General features: G+C 60.2%; 19 protein-coding genes and 1 tRNA gene. 10 read left to right on the top strand and 10 right to left on the bottom strand.

Annotated elements, in window-relative coordinates:
- Nucleotides 1-251 precede the first annotated feature (251 nt).
- The 7 genes from IMW75_RS09955 to IMW75_RS09985 all read left to right on the top strand — a co-directional run bounded on the left by IMW75_RS09955 (nt 252) and on the right by IMW75_RS09985 (nt 8834).
- Nucleotides 252-1514, top strand: coding sequence for an NRAMP family divalent metal transporter (locus IMW75_RS09955; protein ID WP_236695849.1), 1263 nt, complete (start codon nt 252-254; stop codon nt 1512-1514).
- Between the two features lie 28 nt (nt 1515-1542).
- A complete protein-coding gene (locus tag IMW75_RS09960; RefSeq protein ID WP_205892506.1) occupies nt 1543-2313 on the top strand; it encodes a LamB/YcsF family protein in 771 nt (256 codons plus the stop codon).
- The gene (locus IMW75_RS09965) at nt 2310-3116 is read left to right on the top strand and encodes a putative hydro-lyase (protein ID WP_205892507.1); all 807 of its coding nucleotides are present in this window, start codon (nt 2310-2312) and stop codon (nt 3114-3116) included. Before IMW75_RS09960 ends, IMW75_RS09965 begins: the two co-directional genes overlap by 4 nt.
- A 9-nt stretch (nt 3117-3125) precedes the next feature.
- Nucleotides 3126-4745, top strand: a complete 1620-nt coding sequence (locus IMW75_RS09970) for a 5-oxoprolinase/urea amidolyase family protein (protein ID WP_205892508.1) — start codon at nt 3126-3128, stop codon at nt 4743-4745.
- Nucleotides 4742-6481, top strand: coding sequence for an acetyl/propionyl/methylcrotonyl-CoA carboxylase subunit alpha (locus IMW75_RS09975; RefSeq protein ID WP_205892509.1), 1740 nt, complete (start codon nt 4742-4744; stop codon nt 6479-6481). Before IMW75_RS09970 ends, IMW75_RS09975 begins: the two co-directional genes overlap by 4 nt.
- A 152-nt stretch (nt 6482-6633) precedes the next feature.
- Entirely contained in the window at nt 6634-7875 is a 1242-nt protein-coding gene (locus IMW75_RS09980; protein ID WP_205892510.1) for an OprD family porin, read from the top strand.
- A 212-nt stretch (nt 7876-8087) separates the two neighbouring features.
- Nucleotides 8088-8834, top strand: a complete 747-nt coding sequence (locus IMW75_RS09985; RefSeq protein WP_045058982.1) for a 3-oxoacyl-ACP reductase family protein — start codon at nt 8088-8090, stop codon at nt 8832-8834.
- Between the two features lie 65 nt (nt 8835-8899).
- On the opposite strand, the gene IMW75_RS09990 is transcribed toward IMW75_RS09985, so the two are convergent.
- The 10 genes from IMW75_RS09990 to IMW75_RS10035 form a co-directional block, all read right to left on the bottom strand.
- Nucleotides 8900-9595: an HAD-IA family hydrolase gene (locus IMW75_RS09990; protein ID WP_205892511.1), complete on the bottom strand. Its 696-nt coding sequence runs from the start codon at nt 9593-9595 to the stop codon at nt 8900-8902.
- Nucleotides 9596-9725: 130 nt separating this feature from the next.
- A complete protein-coding gene (locus IMW75_RS09995; RefSeq protein ID WP_205892512.1) occupies nt 9726-9938 on the bottom strand; it encodes a hypothetical protein in 213 nt (70 codons plus the stop codon).
- A 95-nt stretch (nt 9939-10033) separates the two neighbouring features.
- Entirely contained in the window at nt 10034-10213 is a 180-nt protein-coding gene (locus tag IMW75_RS10000) for a hypothetical protein (protein ID WP_045058979.1), read from the bottom strand.
- Between the two features lie 30 nt (nt 10214-10243).
- Nucleotides 10244-10714: a glycine zipper domain-containing protein gene (locus tag IMW75_RS10005; RefSeq protein WP_205892513.1), complete on the bottom strand. Its 471-nt coding sequence runs from the start codon at nt 10712-10714 to the stop codon at nt 10244-10246.
- A gap of 255 nt (nt 10715-10969) precedes the next feature.
- Nucleotides 10970-11341 (bottom strand): hypothetical protein, encoded by a 372-nt coding sequence (locus IMW75_RS10010; RefSeq protein WP_045058977.1) that lies wholly within the window; start codon nt 11339-11341, stop codon nt 10970-10972.
- A 310-nt stretch (nt 11342-11651) separates the two neighbouring features.
- Nucleotides 11652-11840, bottom strand: a complete 189-nt coding sequence (locus IMW75_RS10015; protein WP_201147202.1) for a hypothetical protein — start codon at nt 11838-11840, stop codon at nt 11652-11654.
- Between the two features lie 143 nt (nt 11841-11983).
- Nucleotides 11984-13258 (bottom strand): serine hydrolase domain-containing protein, encoded by a 1275-nt coding sequence (locus IMW75_RS10020; RefSeq protein ID WP_205892566.1) that lies wholly within the window; start codon nt 13256-13258, stop codon nt 11984-11986.
- A gap of 281 nt (nt 13259-13539) precedes the next feature.
- Entirely contained in the window at nt 13540-13821 is a 282-nt protein-coding gene (locus IMW75_RS10025) for a BrnA antitoxin family protein (protein ID WP_205892514.1), read from the bottom strand.
- The gene (locus IMW75_RS10030) at nt 13781-14053 is read right to left on the bottom strand and encodes a BrnT family toxin (RefSeq protein ID WP_205892515.1); all 273 of its coding nucleotides are present in this window, start codon (nt 14051-14053) and stop codon (nt 13781-13783) included. Before IMW75_RS10030 ends, IMW75_RS10025 begins: the two co-directional genes overlap by 41 nt.
- Before the next feature lie 183 nt (nt 14054-14236).
- Nucleotides 14237-14326, bottom strand: a tRNA-Ser gene (locus IMW75_RS10035).
- A 308-nt stretch (nt 14327-14634) separates the two neighbouring features.
- Between IMW75_RS10035 and IMW75_RS10040 the strand changes: the two genes are divergently transcribed.
- The 3 genes from IMW75_RS10040 (at nt 14635) to IMW75_RS10050 (ending at nt 17484) form a co-directional block, all read left to right on the top strand.
- On the top strand, nt 14635-15324 hold the full coding sequence (locus IMW75_RS10040; RefSeq protein ID WP_045058973.1) for a crotonase/enoyl-CoA hydratase family protein: 690 nt from the start codon (nt 14635-14637) through the stop codon (nt 15322-15324).
- Nucleotides 15325-15661: 337 nt separating this feature from the next.
- Nucleotides 15662-16384 (top strand): 1-acylglycerol-3-phosphate O-acyltransferase, encoded by a 723-nt coding sequence (locus IMW75_RS10045; protein ID WP_045058972.1) that lies wholly within the window; start codon nt 15662-15664, stop codon nt 16382-16384.
- A 125-nt stretch (nt 16385-16509) separates the two neighbouring features.
- Entirely contained in the window at nt 16510-17484 is a 975-nt protein-coding gene (locus tag IMW75_RS10050; RefSeq protein WP_045058971.1) for a magnesium and cobalt transport protein CorA, read from the top strand.
- The last annotated feature ends 19 nt before the right edge of the window (nt 17485-17503 follow it).

Here is a 17503-nt window from a genome sequence, read left to right on the forward strand (position 1 = left end):
CGGTCCAGAGTCAGGGAGAGTCATTTTGATGTTCTATCAGAGCTCAGCGCATAGCAAGAACCGAGGGTGCCGTGTGCATCAATAAGTAACACGCAGGAGTGATATGGTTACAAACTGGTGCGCATTGTGGAACCACCGCCAATAGATTGTTCAACAATCAAATAGCCATGCATCAACACTTTCAGCCGTATGATTGAAACCTGGCACGCTCGTTGCTCAATCAAATCATCCCCTACCGAAGGAATGATGCCGTGACAGAGACAGCCGTGACACCGTCCGCCGGGACACAGACCGCTCAGGATTTTGCCAAGGCGCGACGGTCCTCCCTGATCGCCGCCATTTTCATGATGGCGACTTCTGCCATCGGTCCTGGATTCATTACCCAGACCGCCACCTTCACGGCCAAGATGGGTGCGGCATTTGCGTTCGGTATCCTGGCGTCGATTCTTATCGACTTCGTGGTGCAACTGAACGTCTGGCGCATCGTCACCCTGACCCGAATGCGTGCCGCAGACGTGGCCAATAAAGCGATTCCAGGCAGTGGGTACCTGCTGGCGGTGCTGGTGATCTTCGGCGGCCTGGTGTTCAACGTCGGCAACATCGCCGGTGCCGGGCTGGGCCTGAACGCGCTGATGGGGCTTGATGCAAAATGGGGCGGCAGCCTGAGCGCCCTGCTGGCCATCGGCATCTTCCTCTCCCACCGCGCCGGATTGGCCGTCGACCGGCTGATCGTCGTGCTGGGCCTGGTGATGATTGGCCTGACCCTGTTCGTGGCCTTTGCCTCTAACCCGCCACTGGGTGAAGCGCTCTACCAGACCGTACTTCCGGACCAGATCAACTTCGCCACCATTACTACCATTGTCGGAGGCACGGTCGGCGGTTACATCACCTATGCCGGGGCTCACAAACTGCTGGACCGCGGTACTACCGGCGTCGAAAACCTCCAGGTAGTGACCAGGGCGGCCCTGAGCGGCATCCTGGTCACCGGCCTGATGCGCTACGTCCTGTTTCTCGCCATCCTTGGCGTGGTGGCCAGCGGCGTCGTCATCGACACCTCGGGTCAGGGCGCCAATCCGGCCGCGCAAGCCTTCCAGGCAGCGGCTGGGCAAATCGGCCTGCGCGTTTTCGGCCTCATCCTCTGGGCCGCCAGTATCACCAGTGTGATTGGCGCTGCTTACACGTCCATTTCCTTCATCACCGTGTTTATGCCGAGCATCACCGAGAAGGGACGCAACCGCGCCACGATGGTGTTCATCGCCCTGTCGCTGCTGATCTTTATCCTGATGGGCACGGCTCCGGCGGCATTGTTGCTCTTCGCGGGCGGCTTTAATGGCCTGATACTGCCAATCGGCCTGAGCATCTTCATCTACGTCGGCTGGCGCCGGTCCGACCTCATGGACGGTTACCATTACCCACGCTGGTTGTTGCTGCTGGGCGCCGTGACCTGCCTGCTGACCTGGTACATGGCGATCAAATCCGTCGGGCCGATCTTTGCCTTCCTCAACATTGCGTGAGCCCGATGACGAACAAGGAGTCAAGTTAATGCCAACGATAGACATCAACAGCGACCTGGGCGAAAGCTTTGGCGCCTGGCGCATGGGCGACGATGCCGCGATGCTCGACGTCGTGACCAGCGCCAATGTCGCCTGCGGTTTTCACGCCGGCGACCCGGCCGGCATCCTGCAGACGCTGAAAGCTGCAGTGGCAAAAAAGGTCACCATTGGTGCCCATGTCGCTTACCCGGACAAAGTCGGCTTTGGCCGCCGCAACATGGACCTGTCCAGCGATGAACTGACGGCTGACGTGATCTACCAGATCGGCGCGCTTCAGGGCCTGGCCAAGGCCGCTGGCAGCAGCGTGCGCTATGTGAAGCCCCACGGCGCCCTGTACAACACCATTGCTCACGATCGTCGTCAGGCGTTGGCCGTGATCGAGGCCATCCGCGCGATCGACTCCAGCCTGGTATTGGTTGCATTGGCAGGCTCAAGCCTCATTGAACTGGCCCGTAACGAGGGCTTGCAGTGTATCGCCGAAGCCTTCGCTGACCGTGCCTATACGCCACAAGGCACCCTCGTCTCTCGCCGCGAACCCGGCGCCGTGCTGCACGATCCCAAGCTCGTCGCCCAACGCATGCTGCATCTCGTGGAGCACGGCACCCTGGAAGCGATCGATGGCAGCCTGGTCAGCATCCAGGCCGACTCGATCTGCGTCCACGGCGATAGCCCGGCAGCGGTGGACATGGCCCGCGAACTGCGTCGCGTGCTGGAACAGGCCAACATGTCCCTGCAACCGTTTGCCGGAGGTCGTCCATGAACGCCCTGGAACGCGCTCGTCAGGCGGCCATCGCCGCTGGCCGTGAAGCTCGCTCGGCCTACCGCGGCGGCCTGGTCACCCCCACCGCCGGCATCGCCCCGGGCATGACTCAGGCGAACCTGATTGCCTTGCCCCGCGACTGGGCCTACGACTTCCTGCTGTATGCCCAACGCAACCCCAAGGCTTGCCCGGTGCTTGACGTCACTGACGCCGCCAGCCCCCACACACGGCTGGCGGCGGGCGCTGACCTGCGCACCGACCTGCCCCTGTACCGCATCTGGCGTGACGGCAAGCTGGTGGAGGAAGTCAGCGACGCGACCCAGGCCTGGGCCGAACACGACGACATGGTGGCCTTCCTGATCGGTTGCAGCTTTACCTTTGAAACAGCCCTGCAAGAGGCAGGCATTGAAGTACGGCATATCGCCGATGGCTGCAACGTGCCGATGTACCTGACCAACCGTGCCTGCCGCCCGGCCGGGCGCCTGCAGGGTGGGATGGTGGTTTCGATGCGGCCGATCCCAGCTGATCGCGTGGCCGAGGCCTGCGGTATCTCCGGGCGCTACCCCTCGGTGCATGGGGCCCCGGTCCACGTCGGCGAGCCTGGCTTGCTGGGGATCGACGACCTGGCTCGGCCCGATTTCGGTGACGCCGTGCGCATCGAGCCGGGCGAGGTCCCGGTGTTCTGGGCTTGCGGCGTAACGCCTCAAGCCGCGGTCATGGCCTCGGGCGTACCCTTCGCAATCACCCATTCGCCCGGCCATATGTTCATCACCGACGTGCCCGACAGCACGTACCACGTCTAGGAGTCTGCTGTGCGTTTCTTACCGGTAAACCTGGACGCCCTGCTCGTCGAATTGAACGACCTGGATGAGACCCTGGCATTGTTCGACGCCCTGACGGCGGAGCCTATTGCGGGCGTGGAAGAAATCATTCCTGCCGCACGTACCCTGCTGATCCAGTTCCGCCCCAGCGCCATTGCGCGGCAGGCGCTGGTCAATCGTATCGCCGGCCAGGACCTGAGCCAGCGCCGCGCGATCGAGCATCGCCGGGTGGAAATTCCCGTTCATTACAACGGTGAAGACCTGGACGAAGTCGCAACGCTGCTGGGGATCAGCCGCGCCGAGGTGGTTCAACGCCACACCGCCCATGACTACAGCGTGGCTTTTTGCGGCTTCGCTCCGGGCTTCGCCTACCTGACCGGCGGTGCGGGTTTCCAGGTGCCTCGCCGACAAACGCCGCGTACCCGCATACCCGCAGGAGCGGTTGCCCTGGCGGGGGAATTCAGCGGTGTTTACCCGCAAGCCAGCCCTGGCGGGTGGCAGATCATCGGCGTCACGCCGTTGCAGATGTGGGACCTGAACCGTGCTGAATCGGCCCTGCTTCGCCCCGGCTACAAAGTGCGGTTCACCGATGCCGGCCCGCTTCCGGCAGGTGGCCTGCCCGCCCCCACTGCGCAGGCAAGCGCCGCCGCCCCCAGCGGTGCCTACCTGCAAATCATTACGCCCGGCTTGCACTGCGTGTTGCAGGACATGGGCCGCCCCGGCCAGACCGGCCAAGGCGTATCCCGCTCCGGCGCGCTGGACCTCGGCGCGCTGCGCGCAGCCAACCGCGCGGTCGGCAACCCTTCGGACATGGCCTGCGTGGAAGCGGTGCTCGGCGGCCTGAGCTTCATCTGTCATGGCCATGCGGTGATCGCAATCACCGGCGCGCAGACCCCGGTCATCATCACCAACGCCAGTGGCCTGCAATGGTCTGCCGACAACTACCAGCCCATCGAACTGGAGCCCGGGGACAGAGTCAGCCTGGGTTCACCTTCGGCAGGGTTGCGCAGTTACCTGGCGATTCGCGGCGGCTTTGAGGCCACTGCGGTGCTCGGCAGCCTTTCCACCGACACGCTCGCCCAGGTCGGCCCCCCTGCTCTCGCGGCCGGTGACCGACTGGGCTTTAACGCGCTGACGACAGGCACCAGCGTTTCGTTGAACGAATCTCCCGCCTTTGACCTGCCCACCGCGGCCAACATCGTGACCCTCGACGTGGTCATGGGGCCGCGCACTGACTGGTTTACCGAAGACGCCATCCAGCGTCTGGGCAGCCAGCTCTGGCGCGTCACCTCACAGTCCAACCGGGTTGGTATTCGCCTGGCGGGTGAAACGCCGCTGGAACGCAGCAACCACCAGGAGTTGCCCAGCGAAGGCACTTCCGTGGGCGCCATCCAGGTTCCGGCCAGCGGCCAACCGGTGCTGTTTCTCGCCGATCACCCGTTGACCGGTGGTTACCCGGTGATCGGCGCAGTCGCCAGCTACCACCTGGACCTGGCGGGCCAGATCCCGATCAATGCGCAGATTCGCTTCAACCCTCTGGGTGGCTTCAAAGAGATGCAACCTGATACGCAAGCCTCTTCTTCAACTGCCGATGTGAACAAACTCCCATGAAGAAATTACTGATTGCCAACCGTGGTGAAATTGCTGTCCGCATCGCCCGCGCCTGCAGCGACTACGGCGTGCAGTCTGTGGCGGTGTATGCCGATGCGGACATCGACGCCCTGCACGTGCGCCGAGCCAACGAAGCCTATTCACTCAATGGCCAGCGCCCGGCCGAGACCTACCTGGATATCGGCAAACTGATCGCCATCGCCAAACGCAGCGGCGCCGATGCCGTGCACCCCGGCTATGGTTTCCTGTCTGAGAGGGCCGACTTCGCCCGGGCAGTGATCGAGGCCGGGCTGATCTGGGTCGGTCCCAACCCGGAGACCATCGACGTGCTCGGCGACAAGGTCGAGGCGCGAAAAATTGCCCACCTGGTCGGTGCCCCCCTGGTGGCCGGCACGCCTGGCCCGGTGGAAAGCGCCGCCGAAGTACTGGCCTTTGCCGAGCAGCACGGCCTGCCAATTGCCATCAAGGCAGCCTTTGGCGGCGGCGGACGCGGCATGAAAGTCGCCTGGCGCATGGATGAGGTGGCTGAATTGTTCGCCTCAGCCGTGCGCGAAGCAGAAGCGGCCTTTGGTCGTGGCGAATGCTACGTCGAGCAGTTCCTCGACCGGCCCCGGCACATCGAAGCGCAGATCCTCGCCGACAAACACGGCAAGGTCGTCGTCGTCGGCACGCGTGACTGCTCCTTGCAGCGGCGCAACCAGAAGCTGGTGGAGGAAGCGCCTGCGCCCTTTATCAGCGACCAACAGCGCCAGCGTATTCATCAGTCTGCCCAGGATATCTGCGCCAAGGCGGGCTACGTCGGTGCCGGCACTGTGGAGTTCCTGCTCAGCCAGGATGGCACCCTGTCGTTCCTTGAGGTCAATACCCGCTTGCAGGTCGAGCACCCGGTGACCGAAGAGACCACCGGGGTTGACCTGGTGATCGAACAATTGAGGATTGCCGACGGTTTGCCGCTGTCCTTCAGCGAGACGCCGACCCCGCGTGGCCACAGCTTCGAGTTTCGCATCAACGCGGAAGACCCGGGCAAAGGCTTCCTGCCCACCCCCGGCCAGATCACCCATTTCCTGCCACCGTCTGGCCCGGGCGTGCGCCTGGACAGCGGCGTTATAAGCGGTTCGCGAGTGCCCAGCACCTTCGATTCGATGATGGCCAAACTGATCGTCACCGGCGCCACTCGCGAACAGGCTATCGTCCGCGCCCGGCGCGCACTGGCTGAGTTCAACATCGAGGGCATCGCCTCGGTTCTGCCGTTCCACCGGGCCGTCATGGACCATGATGACTTCACCGGTACCGATACATTCGCCGTACACACGCGCTGGATCGAGACCGATTTCGCCGAGCAGATCACGCTCGCCCCACGAGCTGCTGTATCGGCCGACCCGGAAATCCTGCGCACGTTTGTCGAGATCGACGGCAAACGCCACGAACTGGGCCTTCCGGCTGCACTGCTGCGCGGCGTCAGCCTGAATGCAGCGGGTACCACCAGCGAAAGCGCGGCCCCATCCGAGGTCATTGACCCGCAGGCGGTACTGACCCCCGTGGCGGGTAATCTGCATACCTGGGTGGTCGAAGAAGGCGAGTCGGTGAGTGCCGGGCAGGTCATCGCCGTTGTAGAAGCCATGAAGATGGAAACTTCGGTCCTGGCACCTTGTGAGGGCCAGGTGCAGATCGCCAAACAGGCAGGAGACTATTTTGAAGCCGGCTCGGTGATTGGCCGCATCAAGACCCTGGCTTGATTTAAAGCTTTTCCTTTTACAGGTAGTCGCGCAACGGGTTAACCACCCGTTTGCCGCGTGCTGCCCGCAGAAAAGTTCAGCTGTAACTTTTCATGAAAAAAACAATAAAACCTGACCATTAAAAGCTGCCGTTTATCTGGAGCATCAAGAGCATGTCAATCAACAAGGCTTTTGCCATTGCGGGTACCTGCGCGCTGGTTTTACCAGTGACCGCTTCTGCCGACTTTATTACCGACAGCAAAGCGAGTGTGGAACTGCGCAACTTTTACTTCAGTCGTGACTTTCGTAACGGCCCGCCCACGGCAGAGCGTGACGCTGCGGCGGAGTGGGCGCAGGGCGCGATGCTGCGCATCGAGTCGGGTTATACCGCAGGCACTATTGGCGTTGGCCTTGATGCCATCGGCATGCTCGGCATCAAGCTTGACGGCGGTGATGGGTCCGGTGGAACCGGCCTGTTGCCCGCTGACCTCAGCTCGAAGAACGGCCGCGGTTCGCAAAGCGAGTATTCCAAGCTGGGCCTGACGGCCAAGGCGAAGGTCTCTGCAACGGAACTCAAAGTCGGCTCGCTGGCTTTCCGTACGCCAGTAGTGTCGAGTAATGACACGCGCCTGTTGCCTTCGACCTTCGAAGGAGCGCTGCTGACCTCAAAAGATATCGACCAATTGGCCCTGCAAGGCGGCAAACTACAGCAAATCAAGTTTAACAGTTCTTCAAACTACCAGGACTTCACGGGTAACCGCATCGGCGGCGTCAGTGATGATTTCCGGTTTGCCGGTGGTACCTACAGTTTTAATAAAGCCCTGAGTACAAGCCTGTTCTACGGCAACCTGGAAAATGTCTATCGCCAGTACTTTGGCGGCGTAGTTTATGAAATTCCTCTCGCCGCGCAACAGTCGCTCAAGTTCGACCTGCGTTATTCGAAAAGTACCGACGACGGTAATTTCCGCCCACTCGACAACCGTGCAGCGAACGGGCAAGTGGCCTACACCCTTGGCTCCAGCGTATTGACCGGCGCCTATCAGCGAATGAGCGGTGACGACCCGTTCCCGTACATCGCCAATAGCGACCCCTACCTGGTCAACTTTGTGCAGATCAACGACTTTGCCAACACCGATGAGCACTCATGGCAGGTGCGCTATGACCACAACTTCGCCGCACTGGGCATTCCCGGCCTCACCTTCATGACCCGTTACGTCAACGGCGACAATGTGCAGGTAGCGGGCAGTCATTCGGGGAAAGAATGGGAGCGAAACACCGATATCGGCTACGTGGTGCAAAGCGGTTCGCTGAAGAATCTTGGGGTCAAGGTTCGAAATGCGACGGTCCGCTCGAACTTCAGCAATGACCTGGATGAGACACGGCTGATCCTGAGTTACACATTGGCCTTGTGGTGAAGGCGGATCGCTTGACCGACGTTTGACAAAAGCCTTTGTTCAGCCCTGGGAAGCCCTCAGCATTCGATACTGCTGATGGTTTCCACAGCAGCCATTATAAACTTATGGTTTACACAGACTATCGTGATGACCGGCTACCCAGCAGGTAGTCCCGAACCGATACTAGGCTCCATCAACCGGGGCATCTCGCCCCGGCGACTTTGGAGACAGACATGACTACTCAGAACCTCAGCGGTAAAGTGGCTTTGATCCAAGGAGGGTCCCGCGGTATTGGCGCAGCCATCGTCAAACGCCTGGCCGCTGAAGGCGCAGCCGTTGCCTTCACTTACGTAAGCTCCACGGCAAAAGCCGAAGAATTGCAGAACAGCATCACCGCCAATGGCGGCAAGGCACTGGCCATCAAGGCCGACAGCGCCGATGCCGAGGCCATCCGTCACGCGGTCACGGCCACCGTCGAAGCCTTCGGCGCGCTGGATATCCTGGTCAACAACGCGGGTGTGCTGGCGGTTGCGCCACTGGAAGATTTCAAGCTCGAAGACTTCGACCAGACCCTGGCCATCAACGTACGCAGCGTATTCATTGCTACCCAGGCCGCTGCCAGGCATATGACCGAAGGCGGTCGCATCATCAACATTGGCAGCACCAATGCCGATCGCATGCCCTTCGCCGGTGGCGGTCCGTACGCCATGAGCAAGTCGGCGCTGGTCGGCCTGACCAAAGGCCTGGCACGCGACCTCGGCCCGCGCGGGATCACCATCAACAACGTGCAACCCGGCCCGGTCGACACCGACATGAACCCTGCACAGGGTGACTTTGCCGACAGCCTGATCCCGCTGATGGCAGTAGGTCGCTACGGTCATGCCGATGAAATCGCCAGCTTCGTGGCGTACCTGGTGGGCCCTGAAGCGGGCTACATCACGGGTGCCAGCCTGACCATCGACGGCGGCTTTGGCGCCTGATGGCGACACCTGCGTGAAAAAGCCGGCCACCTGATCAGGTGGCCGGCTTTTTCATGCCTGCTGGTTTACGCCCATTCCAACGCCGGCAAGCCGCAGTCAGCGGGCTTGAACGCCTTCAGCGTGCGCAGGATGCCATCGGCATGTGCGTACTTTTCATCCGCCATGGCCGCATCCGGGATGGCAATGGCGGTCATGCCCGCCGCCTTCGCTGCTGTGACGCCGAAGGGCGAATCCTCGAACACCAGGCAGTCGGCCGGATCGACACCCAGACGCCGCGCGGCGGTCAGAAAGATGTCCGGTGCCGGCTTGGCCGCGCCCACTTCCGGATCATCAGCCGTGACGATGAAATCGAATAAATCGAACCACTCCCGGTGCAGCGTGGTTTTCTGGCCGAACGACTGACGTGAAGAACTGGTGCCCACCGCGATGGGGATATTGTTCGCCTTCAAGTGCCGCACCAGTTCCTGTGCGCCGGGCATTGCCAGCGCGTGTGGAAAACGCTCACGCATCAGCGGTTCGCGAATCACCAGGAATTCTTCTGCGGAGATCGGCAGGTCCAGGGCCTCGACCACGTAGCGCGCCAGATCATTTGCGCCGCGCCCGATGATGTTCTGTTTGATGCTCCAGTCGAACACCCGGCCATAGCGCTGGACGATCATCGACGTGACCTCGGTGTAGATGCCCTCGGTGTCCAGCAACAAGCCGTCCATATCGAAAATCACAGCCTTGATCGGGCCGAATTCGTTCAGCGGTGCATTCATCGCGTCTGATCCGTTTTCAACAACAAGAGGACCCGCACGTTAGCACCGATTCTGCGACGGATTAAAGGGTTCAGCAGGATATTGACAGGGGGCAGGCCAGAGAGTTGCGCACCCGACAGCCACGACGACTTCAGCTCGGTTCATCCGATGCATCATTATCGGCAATGTCCTGATCATCGGGAACGGCCTCTACATCCCCACGCTTCACATCATCCTCGGGCAACTGCTCCACGGCCGTGTCTTCGTCAGGCGGCCGTTGATCCCGACTCAGGGAGTCCGTGGGTGATGGCAGGGGATACTCAGGCGTTTCATCCGGGTCGAATGCTTTGGGAACAGGTTTCATGGGCCACCTCTCGACGGGCCTGCAATGGCAGGCCCTGACAGTTCGACGACCTCGGCGGCACGGCAGTGCTATGAGAGAGACAGTCGGTCGGCAGCTTATTGCTCGTCTTCGTCCAGCTCTTCGTCTTCGTAGTCGACATCGCCAGCGTCATCGGAGTCATTGAGCGGCACTGTCGCGTCATCCATAACCGACCCCGGATCTTCATTTCCCGGATCGTTGATAAACGGCAGTCCACTCGGACCTTTTTCTTCCTTGCCTTCTGTTTCAGGCGTCATGGAGCATACCTCGCAGGGTGCAGGGATGGATCAACGATGCTTATTCTTATATTTGTTTTTGTTCTTGTGCTTGTGATTGCCCTTGGAATGCGAACCACCGTCATCGGTACCCAGGTTGTTGCCGACAGCGCCACCGGCTGCGCCACCCAGGCCTGCGCCAATGGTCGAACCGGTCGAGCCGCCCAGGCTGTTGCCAATCACCGAACCACCCGCAGAACCCAAACCACCCCCCACCGCAGCTGCCGTGCGGCTGCCCTTGGGCGCACCTACCGCGCTACCCGCAGCCCCACCGACGCCTGCGCCGATGGCCGCGCCAGTGCTGCCGCCCATTTGCTGACCCACGACATTCCCGAGTGCCCCACCGAGGCCGCCGCCGACTGCTGCGGTGCCGTCGCCAGCGGCCATGGCGCCGTGGCTGACCATCAGTCCCAATACCAATGCAGACAACGTCAAGCCTTGACGACGACAGTCGCCTGGTTTGCTTTCGGATTTTGATGTCATGGTGCACCTCGCATGCGTTGGGGATGTAATGGCTTTGAGCCTCTGCGGACAGAAACGTTCATAAACGCAAAAGCCAGGCAATTAGCCATGATGCTCTGTTGTTAAGGCGCTTTTTGTAGGAGCGAGCTTGCTCGCGATGGTCGTTAACGATGACGCGGGGCCCCAGACACTCCGCGGCGTCCTCTGGTTTTTCGCGAGCGAGCTCGCTCCTACGGTGCTCAGCGCACTCCCGGCTTTTGTATCGATCCGCCAGGATCAGTGACGCTTGTGACCCTTGCCGAGGTTGCTGCCGACGCCACCGCCCAATGCACCGCCCAGGCCTGCGCCGATGGTGGAACCGGTCTTGCCGCCCAGGCTGTTACCAATCACCGAGCCACCTGCAGCGCCAACACCACCACCGATCGCAGCCTTGGTGCGGCTGCCTTTACGTGCCGCAACAGCGCTGCCGGCTGCGCCCGCGACGCCTGCGCCGACTGCTGCGCCCGTGCTGCCGCCCATGCTTTGGCCAACCACGTTACCCAAGGCGCCGCCCAGGCCGCCGCCGATCGCGGCCGTGCCATCGCCAGCGGCCATCGCGCCTTGCGCAACGAAAAGTCCCAGAACCAGAGCAGGCAGTGTTAAACGCATGACAAAAACCTCAAAAAATAGGGAGAAACCGAAACCCGGGCATTGAATGCTCCTGCGGAGGAAACGTCCACACAAATCCTCCGTTGCTGGAAACAGCGACGATTGGACAGCGATATGGGAAAAGGTTTTATGACAGGCAAAAAAAAGCCCGCTGGGGAAACGGGCCAGGACTTGCTTTCTAACGGATGAGCTGAGACTACGCAAACCCTTGTGAAAAAGTTGTGAAAGAATTTGAGATCAACACGCCTGGTTAAATTGTTTCGGCGCACATAAAAAACCCCGCTGTTCAGCGGGGTTGTCAGATGGCTGCTTACTTTCTGGAAGCGGCCGCTACCCTGGGCAGGAACTTCGCCTTGGGGCCTTGGCTCACCATCGACTTGATCTTGCCAACTTGGTGCTTGTCCTCCCCAAAGCTGGCCACGTATTCGGTCTGGCCACACTGGACGCAATTGTTGATCGGAAACTCGGACCCGTCGTCTTCGATATACGGTTCAGTCATCACTTCGCCCCTTCAAACGCGGGATCGACACCGGCAAGCCCTATTTGCCCGAACCATATCGATCACCAAGGATTTTGAGACTAGTCGGTCACGACTGGACTTATCATTCATATCACAGCGCGCCCGACGAATGGACTCTGGTTCTAGCGGGATAGATACCGAGCCAGCGCCTCGAAAGCCGGCAGCGTCACCGGATCATTGGCGGCGTTGGCTGCGACCGGGTGCGATGCATACCGCACGATCACCAGCTCGGCTTTGGGATCGACATAAATCCGCTGGCCATACACCCCGCGCGCCATGAACGCCCCGCCCTCCTTGTCCGTCACCCACCACATCGAGCGATAGCTCCAGCCCTTGAGCAAGTCATAACCGGCCTTGGCAAACGCCTGTTTATCGCCACCGCGACGGATGTCGTCGATCACCGCCTTGGGCACAATCTGCTGGCCATTGAAGCGGCCGTCATTACGCAACATCTCACCGAATCGCGCCAGATCACGCAGCCCGGTATTCAGCCCACCACCGGCGAACGGCGTGCCGATGGAATCAACGGTAAAATACCCATCCTGCTCCGCTCCCAAGCGGCTCCAGATACGCTCCGACAGCAACTGCGCCACGTTACGACCGGTCGCACGCGCGATAATCCAACCCAGGACATCGGTGTTCACCGTCTTGTAGGCAAACGCGGCACCGTGCTCACCCTGGGGCTGCACTGTCTGCAGGTACTCGAAGTAACTGCGCGGCCCGGTATAGTCCTTGGCGAAAGGCAAAGGACTCCCCGCCCGGCCATGGGCCCAGACATCAGCCTTCGGGTCCGCGTAGTCTTCGCTGAATTTCAGGCCGGTGGTCATATCCAGGACCTGGCGCACCGTTGCATTGCCGAACGCCGATCCCGCCAGTTCAGGCACGTACTCGACCACTCGCTTGTTATCGTCAATCTGCCCTTCAGCCACCAACGTGGCACCGAGTGTGCCCACCACCGACTTGGTCACTGACATCGCCGCGTGCTGACCTTGCGGGCCCAGGACACCGAAATAACGCTCATAGACCAGCTTGCCGCGATGCAGCACCACAATCCCGTCGGTATAAGTCGCCGCCAGCGACTGCTCCCAGGTCATCGACTGCTGAGCACCCAGCGGGGTAAAACTCAGCGCATCGATGTCCTGGCGCAAGGCTGACTCCAGCGCAACAGGCTCACCCAGCCCGCGGGACACGTTGACGGTGGGCATCAGCTGCCGGAAGTTGGAAACACTCCAGCGCATCGCCGGAAACTGGAAATAACTACCATCGGCAAACCGCACGGTGCGCTCTGGGGGCGGCGGCGAGCCGACCATCCAGCCAAGTTTGGCGGGGTCGCTGGCTGCAGCGTCCGGGAAAGTTGTTGGCGTGACCGCGAAAGCCAGGCATGGCAGGATCGACATCAGCAGCGTGGCGGCCGACTTGGCGATTTTCGGGTAGGTGGTGTCAGGCAGTGGCATGAGGATCGATTCCATTCGAGAGGTGAGTGGCCAGGGCTGGATGTTAACAGCACACTTCACGAATTAAGATCCCCACCTTTCCACTGTCCTCCCGCTGGAGCAGGCCAGAGGGGCAGCACAAACAACGCCCATAAAAAACGCGGGTAACGGCTCATCACCGTTCCCGCGCTGCTGCCCCGACCTCTACGGGCGCCAGACTCCCGCCGACCTACTCCGGTCGGTGGCTATGCTTTCAAATCACCTGGTGTATGTGTCTTGAGCCAGTCGGCCAAGGCGGCATTCATCCGCGTTTGCCAACCTGGGCCAGATGCCTTGAATTGAGCCAACACGTCTGGCTCCAGTCGGATCGTGATCCGCTCGCGCACCACGTCCGCCTTGGGTCTACCGCGCCGGACAAGTCGCGTGCCGTTGAACTCGTCAGCGCGCTTAAAGAAAGCGTCTGTGAGCTCAGGTGCATCATCTGGGTCAACCCAGGCGGCTTCGGTATTGCACTTGTTCGCGTTCATTGGCTTTCCTCATAGAGATGATGCGGCGGGCCTCGCCGCGAGGTGTCCAGACAATTACAACCATTCGACCGATCAGCAGCCCCACGGTGATAAAGCGGACCTCTCCGTATTCCTGTCGTGTGTCTTTGCCTGTGAAGTGATGCCCGGCAAAAACGGCACCAGCGTCGGCAAAATCAACACCCCGCTCGAACAGGGTTTTGTCACGCTTGGCGGGATCGAAGGATATTTGCATCGCTTTATTGTATGTACAAAAATCTATGGAGGCAAAATTTTTGTCATGACATTTAAAGAATACGAAACAAGCCTTCGAGCCCGCCGCATTCCCATGTCGTTCCCATACGGTCTTTTTCAGACACCAAAAACCACAAACCCCCGACTTTCTCTAGGAAAATCAGGGGTTTGTGTTTACTTAATGTGGCGGTGAAGGAGAGATTCGAACTCTCGATACAATTTCTTGTATACACACTTTCCAGGCGTGCTCCTTAAGCCACTCGGACACTTCACCGTATCTCTTCAAACATGTTCTGTCTGTCGAGGCGCGCTAATGTAGTCGAAAGCTTTTCCGATGGCAAATATTTTTTTCAGAATTTTCATGCGGTTAGCGATTTAGTTGTTCTGGCTACGCGCAGGCCATGGCAAACCTGCCAATCTCCGGCTTGGCCGCCCCTTCTATATAGAGGGGATGGCACAGCGGCGGTGGCTGGCCAGGCGCTGAGCGGCGACACGGGGTGACCGGCGAGTCAGTCACGGCGCTTTACCTGGCCTACGGTGGTGGGTAACGTCTGCCTCATCTTTCATACAAGGAACCGCGTCATGAGTGAGTTGATCTCCTACCACCTCGAAGACGGTATCGCGACACTGACCTTGAGCAACGGCAAGGTCAATGCGATCTCGCCGGACGTCATTGCCGCGTTCAATGCTGCGCTGGATCAGGCGGTGACTGATCGCGCGGTGGTGATCATCACCGGCACGCCCGGGATTTTGTCGGGGGGTTATGACCTGAAGGTCATGACGTCCGGTCCCAAGGAAGCCGTAGCCCTGGTCACGGCTGGCTCGACGCTGGCTCGCCGCCTGTTGGCGCACCCGTTCCCGGTGATCGTTGCATGCACCGGACATGCGGTGGCCAAGGGTGCGTTCCTGCTGTTGTCGGTGGATTACCGCATTGGGGTCGAGGGGGCTTTCAGCATCGGCCTTAACGAAGTGCAGATCGGCATGACCATGCACCATGCCGGCATCGAGCTGGCGCGCGATCGCCTGCGCAAGTCGGCCTTCCACCGCTCCGTGATCAATGGCGAGATGTTCAATCCGCAAAGTGCCGTGGACGCAGGTTTCCTTGACGTCGTGGTGTCTGCCGATGAACTGCAAGGGGCTGCGCTGGCTGCTGCCCGGCAGTTGAAGAAGATCAACATGACCGCGCACAAGAACACCAAGCTGAAAGTGCGCAAGGCGCTGCTGGAGACGCTGGACAACGCCATCGTCCTGGATCAGCAACATATGGGCTAAGCCCGAACTTCCTGAAAAAGCCCGCCCGGCCATGCGGCCCATTGTAGGAGCGAGCTTGCTCGCGAAAAACGTCAACGATCACGCGTGAAGCCTGGGTGAACGCGGTGTCCACGAGTTTTTCGCGAGCAAGCTCGCTCCTACAAAGCTTTGCGACCCTCGTGTCGGGCTTTTTCTTACCCATCGGTTAAAAATCCTACGACAGCTCTAGGACGCGTCTGACACACAAGTCGGAAACATGTGCTTAAACATCGCCTATCTCCGAACTCTATAGCGACAATTGCCGAAAACAGTGCACATCCGTACACTGCGCCACCTTTTGTCCCGGTGGGGCCTCTAAATGCTGTTCGCGTTTCGTATGTTATTGATGGGATTGCACTTTATTCTCGCCGGTGTGCTGGGCGTGATTCTCGGCCTGTGCCGACCTTTCAACCCGGACAACAGCCGCCTGTGCGCCCGCCTCTACGCCTGGCCGGCCATGTGTATCCTGCGCCTGCGGGTAAAGGCCGAAGTTGGCCCGTTGATGGACAAGCCTGCGAGCTGCGTGATCATCGCCAACCATCAGTCCAACTATGATCTTTTCGTGTTCGGCAACGTGGTTCCGTACCGCACCGTGTGCATCGGCAAGAAGAGCCTGAAGTGGGTACCGCTGTTCGGGCAGTTGTTCTGGTTGGCCGGTAACGTGCTGATCGACCGGGGCAATGCGCAGAAGGCGCGCAAGTCGATGTTGACGACGACTCATACGCTGCAGAATGAAAACACTTCGATCTGGGTGTTTCCGGAAGGCACGCGTAACCTGGGTGAAGATCTGCTGCCGTTCAAGAAAGGTGCGTTCCAGATGGCGATCGCTGCCGGGGTGCCGATTGTGCCGGTGTGCGTCAGCACTTATGTGAAGCACATGCGCCTGAATCGCTGGGATAGCGGGAAGATTCTGATCCGCTCTTTGCCGGCAATTCCTACGGCCGGGTTGAGCCTGGATGATATGCCGGCATTGATCGAGCAATGTCGCGAGCAGATGCGTGAGTGCATTGCTTCGATGGATCGGCAGATTCTGGCGGGCTAGTCGATCTTGGCCATGGATGGCCGAGCGTACAGGCGACAGTGTAAGAAGATCGCAGCCTCGTTTCACTCGACAGCTCCTACGGGCTAAGCTGGACACTGCCTGCTAATCAGAAGTGAACCAACACCATGGGTAGAGTTGTTGCGGCTGCGGTTTACAGCGCCGGGAAAAAAGTTACCAACATCACCCTCGACGAGGGCGCTGCCTGGGCTGCCAAGCCTGACCACTTTGTCTGGATCGGGCTGGAAGAGCCCGATGCCCAGGAACTGGCCAACCTGCAACGCCAGTTCAACCTGCACGAACTGGCCATTGAAGACGCCCTGGAGAAACACAGCCGGCCCAAGCTCGAGACCTTCGGCGACGCGCTGTTTATCGTCACCTATTCGCCCATCCGCGATGAACACGGAAAACTCGAGTTCATTGAAACCCACATCTTCGCCGGCAACGGCTACATCATCACTGCGCGAAATGGGCATTCGGCGTCCTACGCCTACGTCCGACAACGTTGTGAGGCACGTCCGCTGCTGCTGGAGCACGGGGAAGATTTTGTCCTCTATGCGCTCCTCGACTTCGTGATCGAAAACTACCAGCCGGTGGGCGAAGCGATCCACGCCGAGATCGATGAGCTGGAACGCAATGTGTTGTGCAGCGCGCTGAATGAACGCGATATCCAGAAGCTCCACGGCCTGCGTCGCGATGTCGTGCGCCTGCGGCGTTATGCAGCGCCCATGGTGGAGATTGGCGAGGAGCTGCAGAGGCTCAGCTTTCCTTTCATCGACAAAAACATGCGGCCGTACTTTCGCGACGTGCAGATCCACGTCACCCGGCAGATGGAAGACCTCACGACCCTGGCCGACATTGCCAGCCAGACGATCGAGGTCGGGGTGTTGCTGGAGGCGTCACGCCAGAGCGTGGTGCAGCGCAAGTTTGCGGCATGGGCGGCGATTCTGGCGTTCCCGACGGCGGTGGCCGGGATCTACGGGATGAACTTCCAGAACATGCCGGAGCTGACCTGGCACTACGGGTATTTTGCGGTGCTGGGGTTTATTGCGGTGGGCTGTGTGAGTTTATGGGCGAGTTTCAAGAGATCGGGGTGGTTGTAGGAACAAGGCGAGCGCTGCG

It is taken from the genome of Pseudomonas gregormendelii, from assembly GCF_017114825.1.
Lineage (GTDB): Bacteria > Pseudomonadota > Gammaproteobacteria > Pseudomonadales > Pseudomonadaceae > Aquipseudomonas > Aquipseudomonas gregormendelii.

Excerpts from the sequence above, each read along its gene's own strand:
- IMW75_RS09960 (WP_205892506.1), top strand. The coding sequence starts at position 1,543 with ATGCCAACGATAGACATCAACAGCGACCTGGGCGAAAGCTTTGGCGCC.
- IMW75_RS09965 (WP_205892507.1), top strand. The coding sequence starts at position 2,310 with ATGAACGCCCTGGAACGCGCTCGTCAGGCGGCCATCGCCGCTGGCCGT.
- IMW75_RS09975 (WP_205892509.1), top strand. The coding sequence starts at position 4,742 with ATGAAGAAATTACTGATTGCCAACCGTGGTGAAATTGCTGTCCGCATC.
- IMW75_RS09980 (WP_205892510.1), top strand. The coding sequence starts at position 6,634 with ATGTCAATCAACAAGGCTTTTGCCATTGCGGGTACCTGCGCGCTGGTT.
- IMW75_RS09985 (WP_045058982.1), top strand. The coding sequence starts at position 8,088 with ATGACTACTCAGAACCTCAGCGGTAAAGTGGCTTTGATCCAAGGAGGG.
- IMW75_RS09990 (WP_205892511.1), bottom strand. The coding sequence starts at position 9,595 with ATGAATGCACCGCTGAACGAATTCGGCCCGATCAAGGCTGTGATTTTC.
- IMW75_RS09995 (WP_205892512.1), bottom strand. The coding sequence starts at position 9,938 with ATGAAACCTGTTCCCAAAGCATTCGACCCGGATGAAACGCCTGAGTAT.
- IMW75_RS10000 (WP_045058979.1), bottom strand. The coding sequence starts at position 10,213 with ATGACGCCTGAAACAGAAGGCAAGGAAGAAAAAGGTCCGAGTGGACTG.
- IMW75_RS10005 (WP_205892513.1), bottom strand. The coding sequence starts at position 10,714 with ATGACATCAAAATCCGAAAGCAAACCAGGCGACTGTCGTCGTCAAGGC.
- IMW75_RS10010 (WP_045058977.1), bottom strand. The coding sequence starts at position 11,341 with ATGCGTTTAACACTGCCTGCTCTGGTTCTGGGACTTTTCGTTGCGCAA.
- IMW75_RS10015 (WP_201147202.1), bottom strand. The coding sequence starts at position 11,840 with ATGACTGAACCGTATATCGAAGACGACGGGTCCGAGTTTCCGATCAAC.
- IMW75_RS10020 (WP_205892566.1), bottom strand. The coding sequence starts at position 13,258 with ATGTCGATCCTGCCATGCCTGGCTTTCGCGGTCACGCCAACAACTTTC.
- IMW75_RS10025 (WP_205892514.1), bottom strand. The coding sequence starts at position 13,821 with ATGAACGCGAACAAGTGCAATACCGAAGCCGCCTGGGTTGACCCAGAT.
- IMW75_RS10030 (WP_205892515.1), bottom strand. The coding sequence starts at position 14,053 with ATGCAAATATCCTTCGATCCCGCCAAGCGTGACAAAACCCTGTTCGAG.
- IMW75_RS10040 (WP_045058973.1), top strand. The coding sequence starts at position 14,635 with ATGAGTGAGTTGATCTCCTACCACCTCGAAGACGGTATCGCGACACTG.
- IMW75_RS10045 (WP_045058972.1), top strand. The coding sequence starts at position 15,662 with ATGCTGTTCGCGTTTCGTATGTTATTGATGGGATTGCACTTTATTCTC.
- IMW75_RS10050 (WP_045058971.1), top strand. The coding sequence starts at position 16,510 with ATGGGTAGAGTTGTTGCGGCTGCGGTTTACAGCGCCGGGAAAAAAGTT.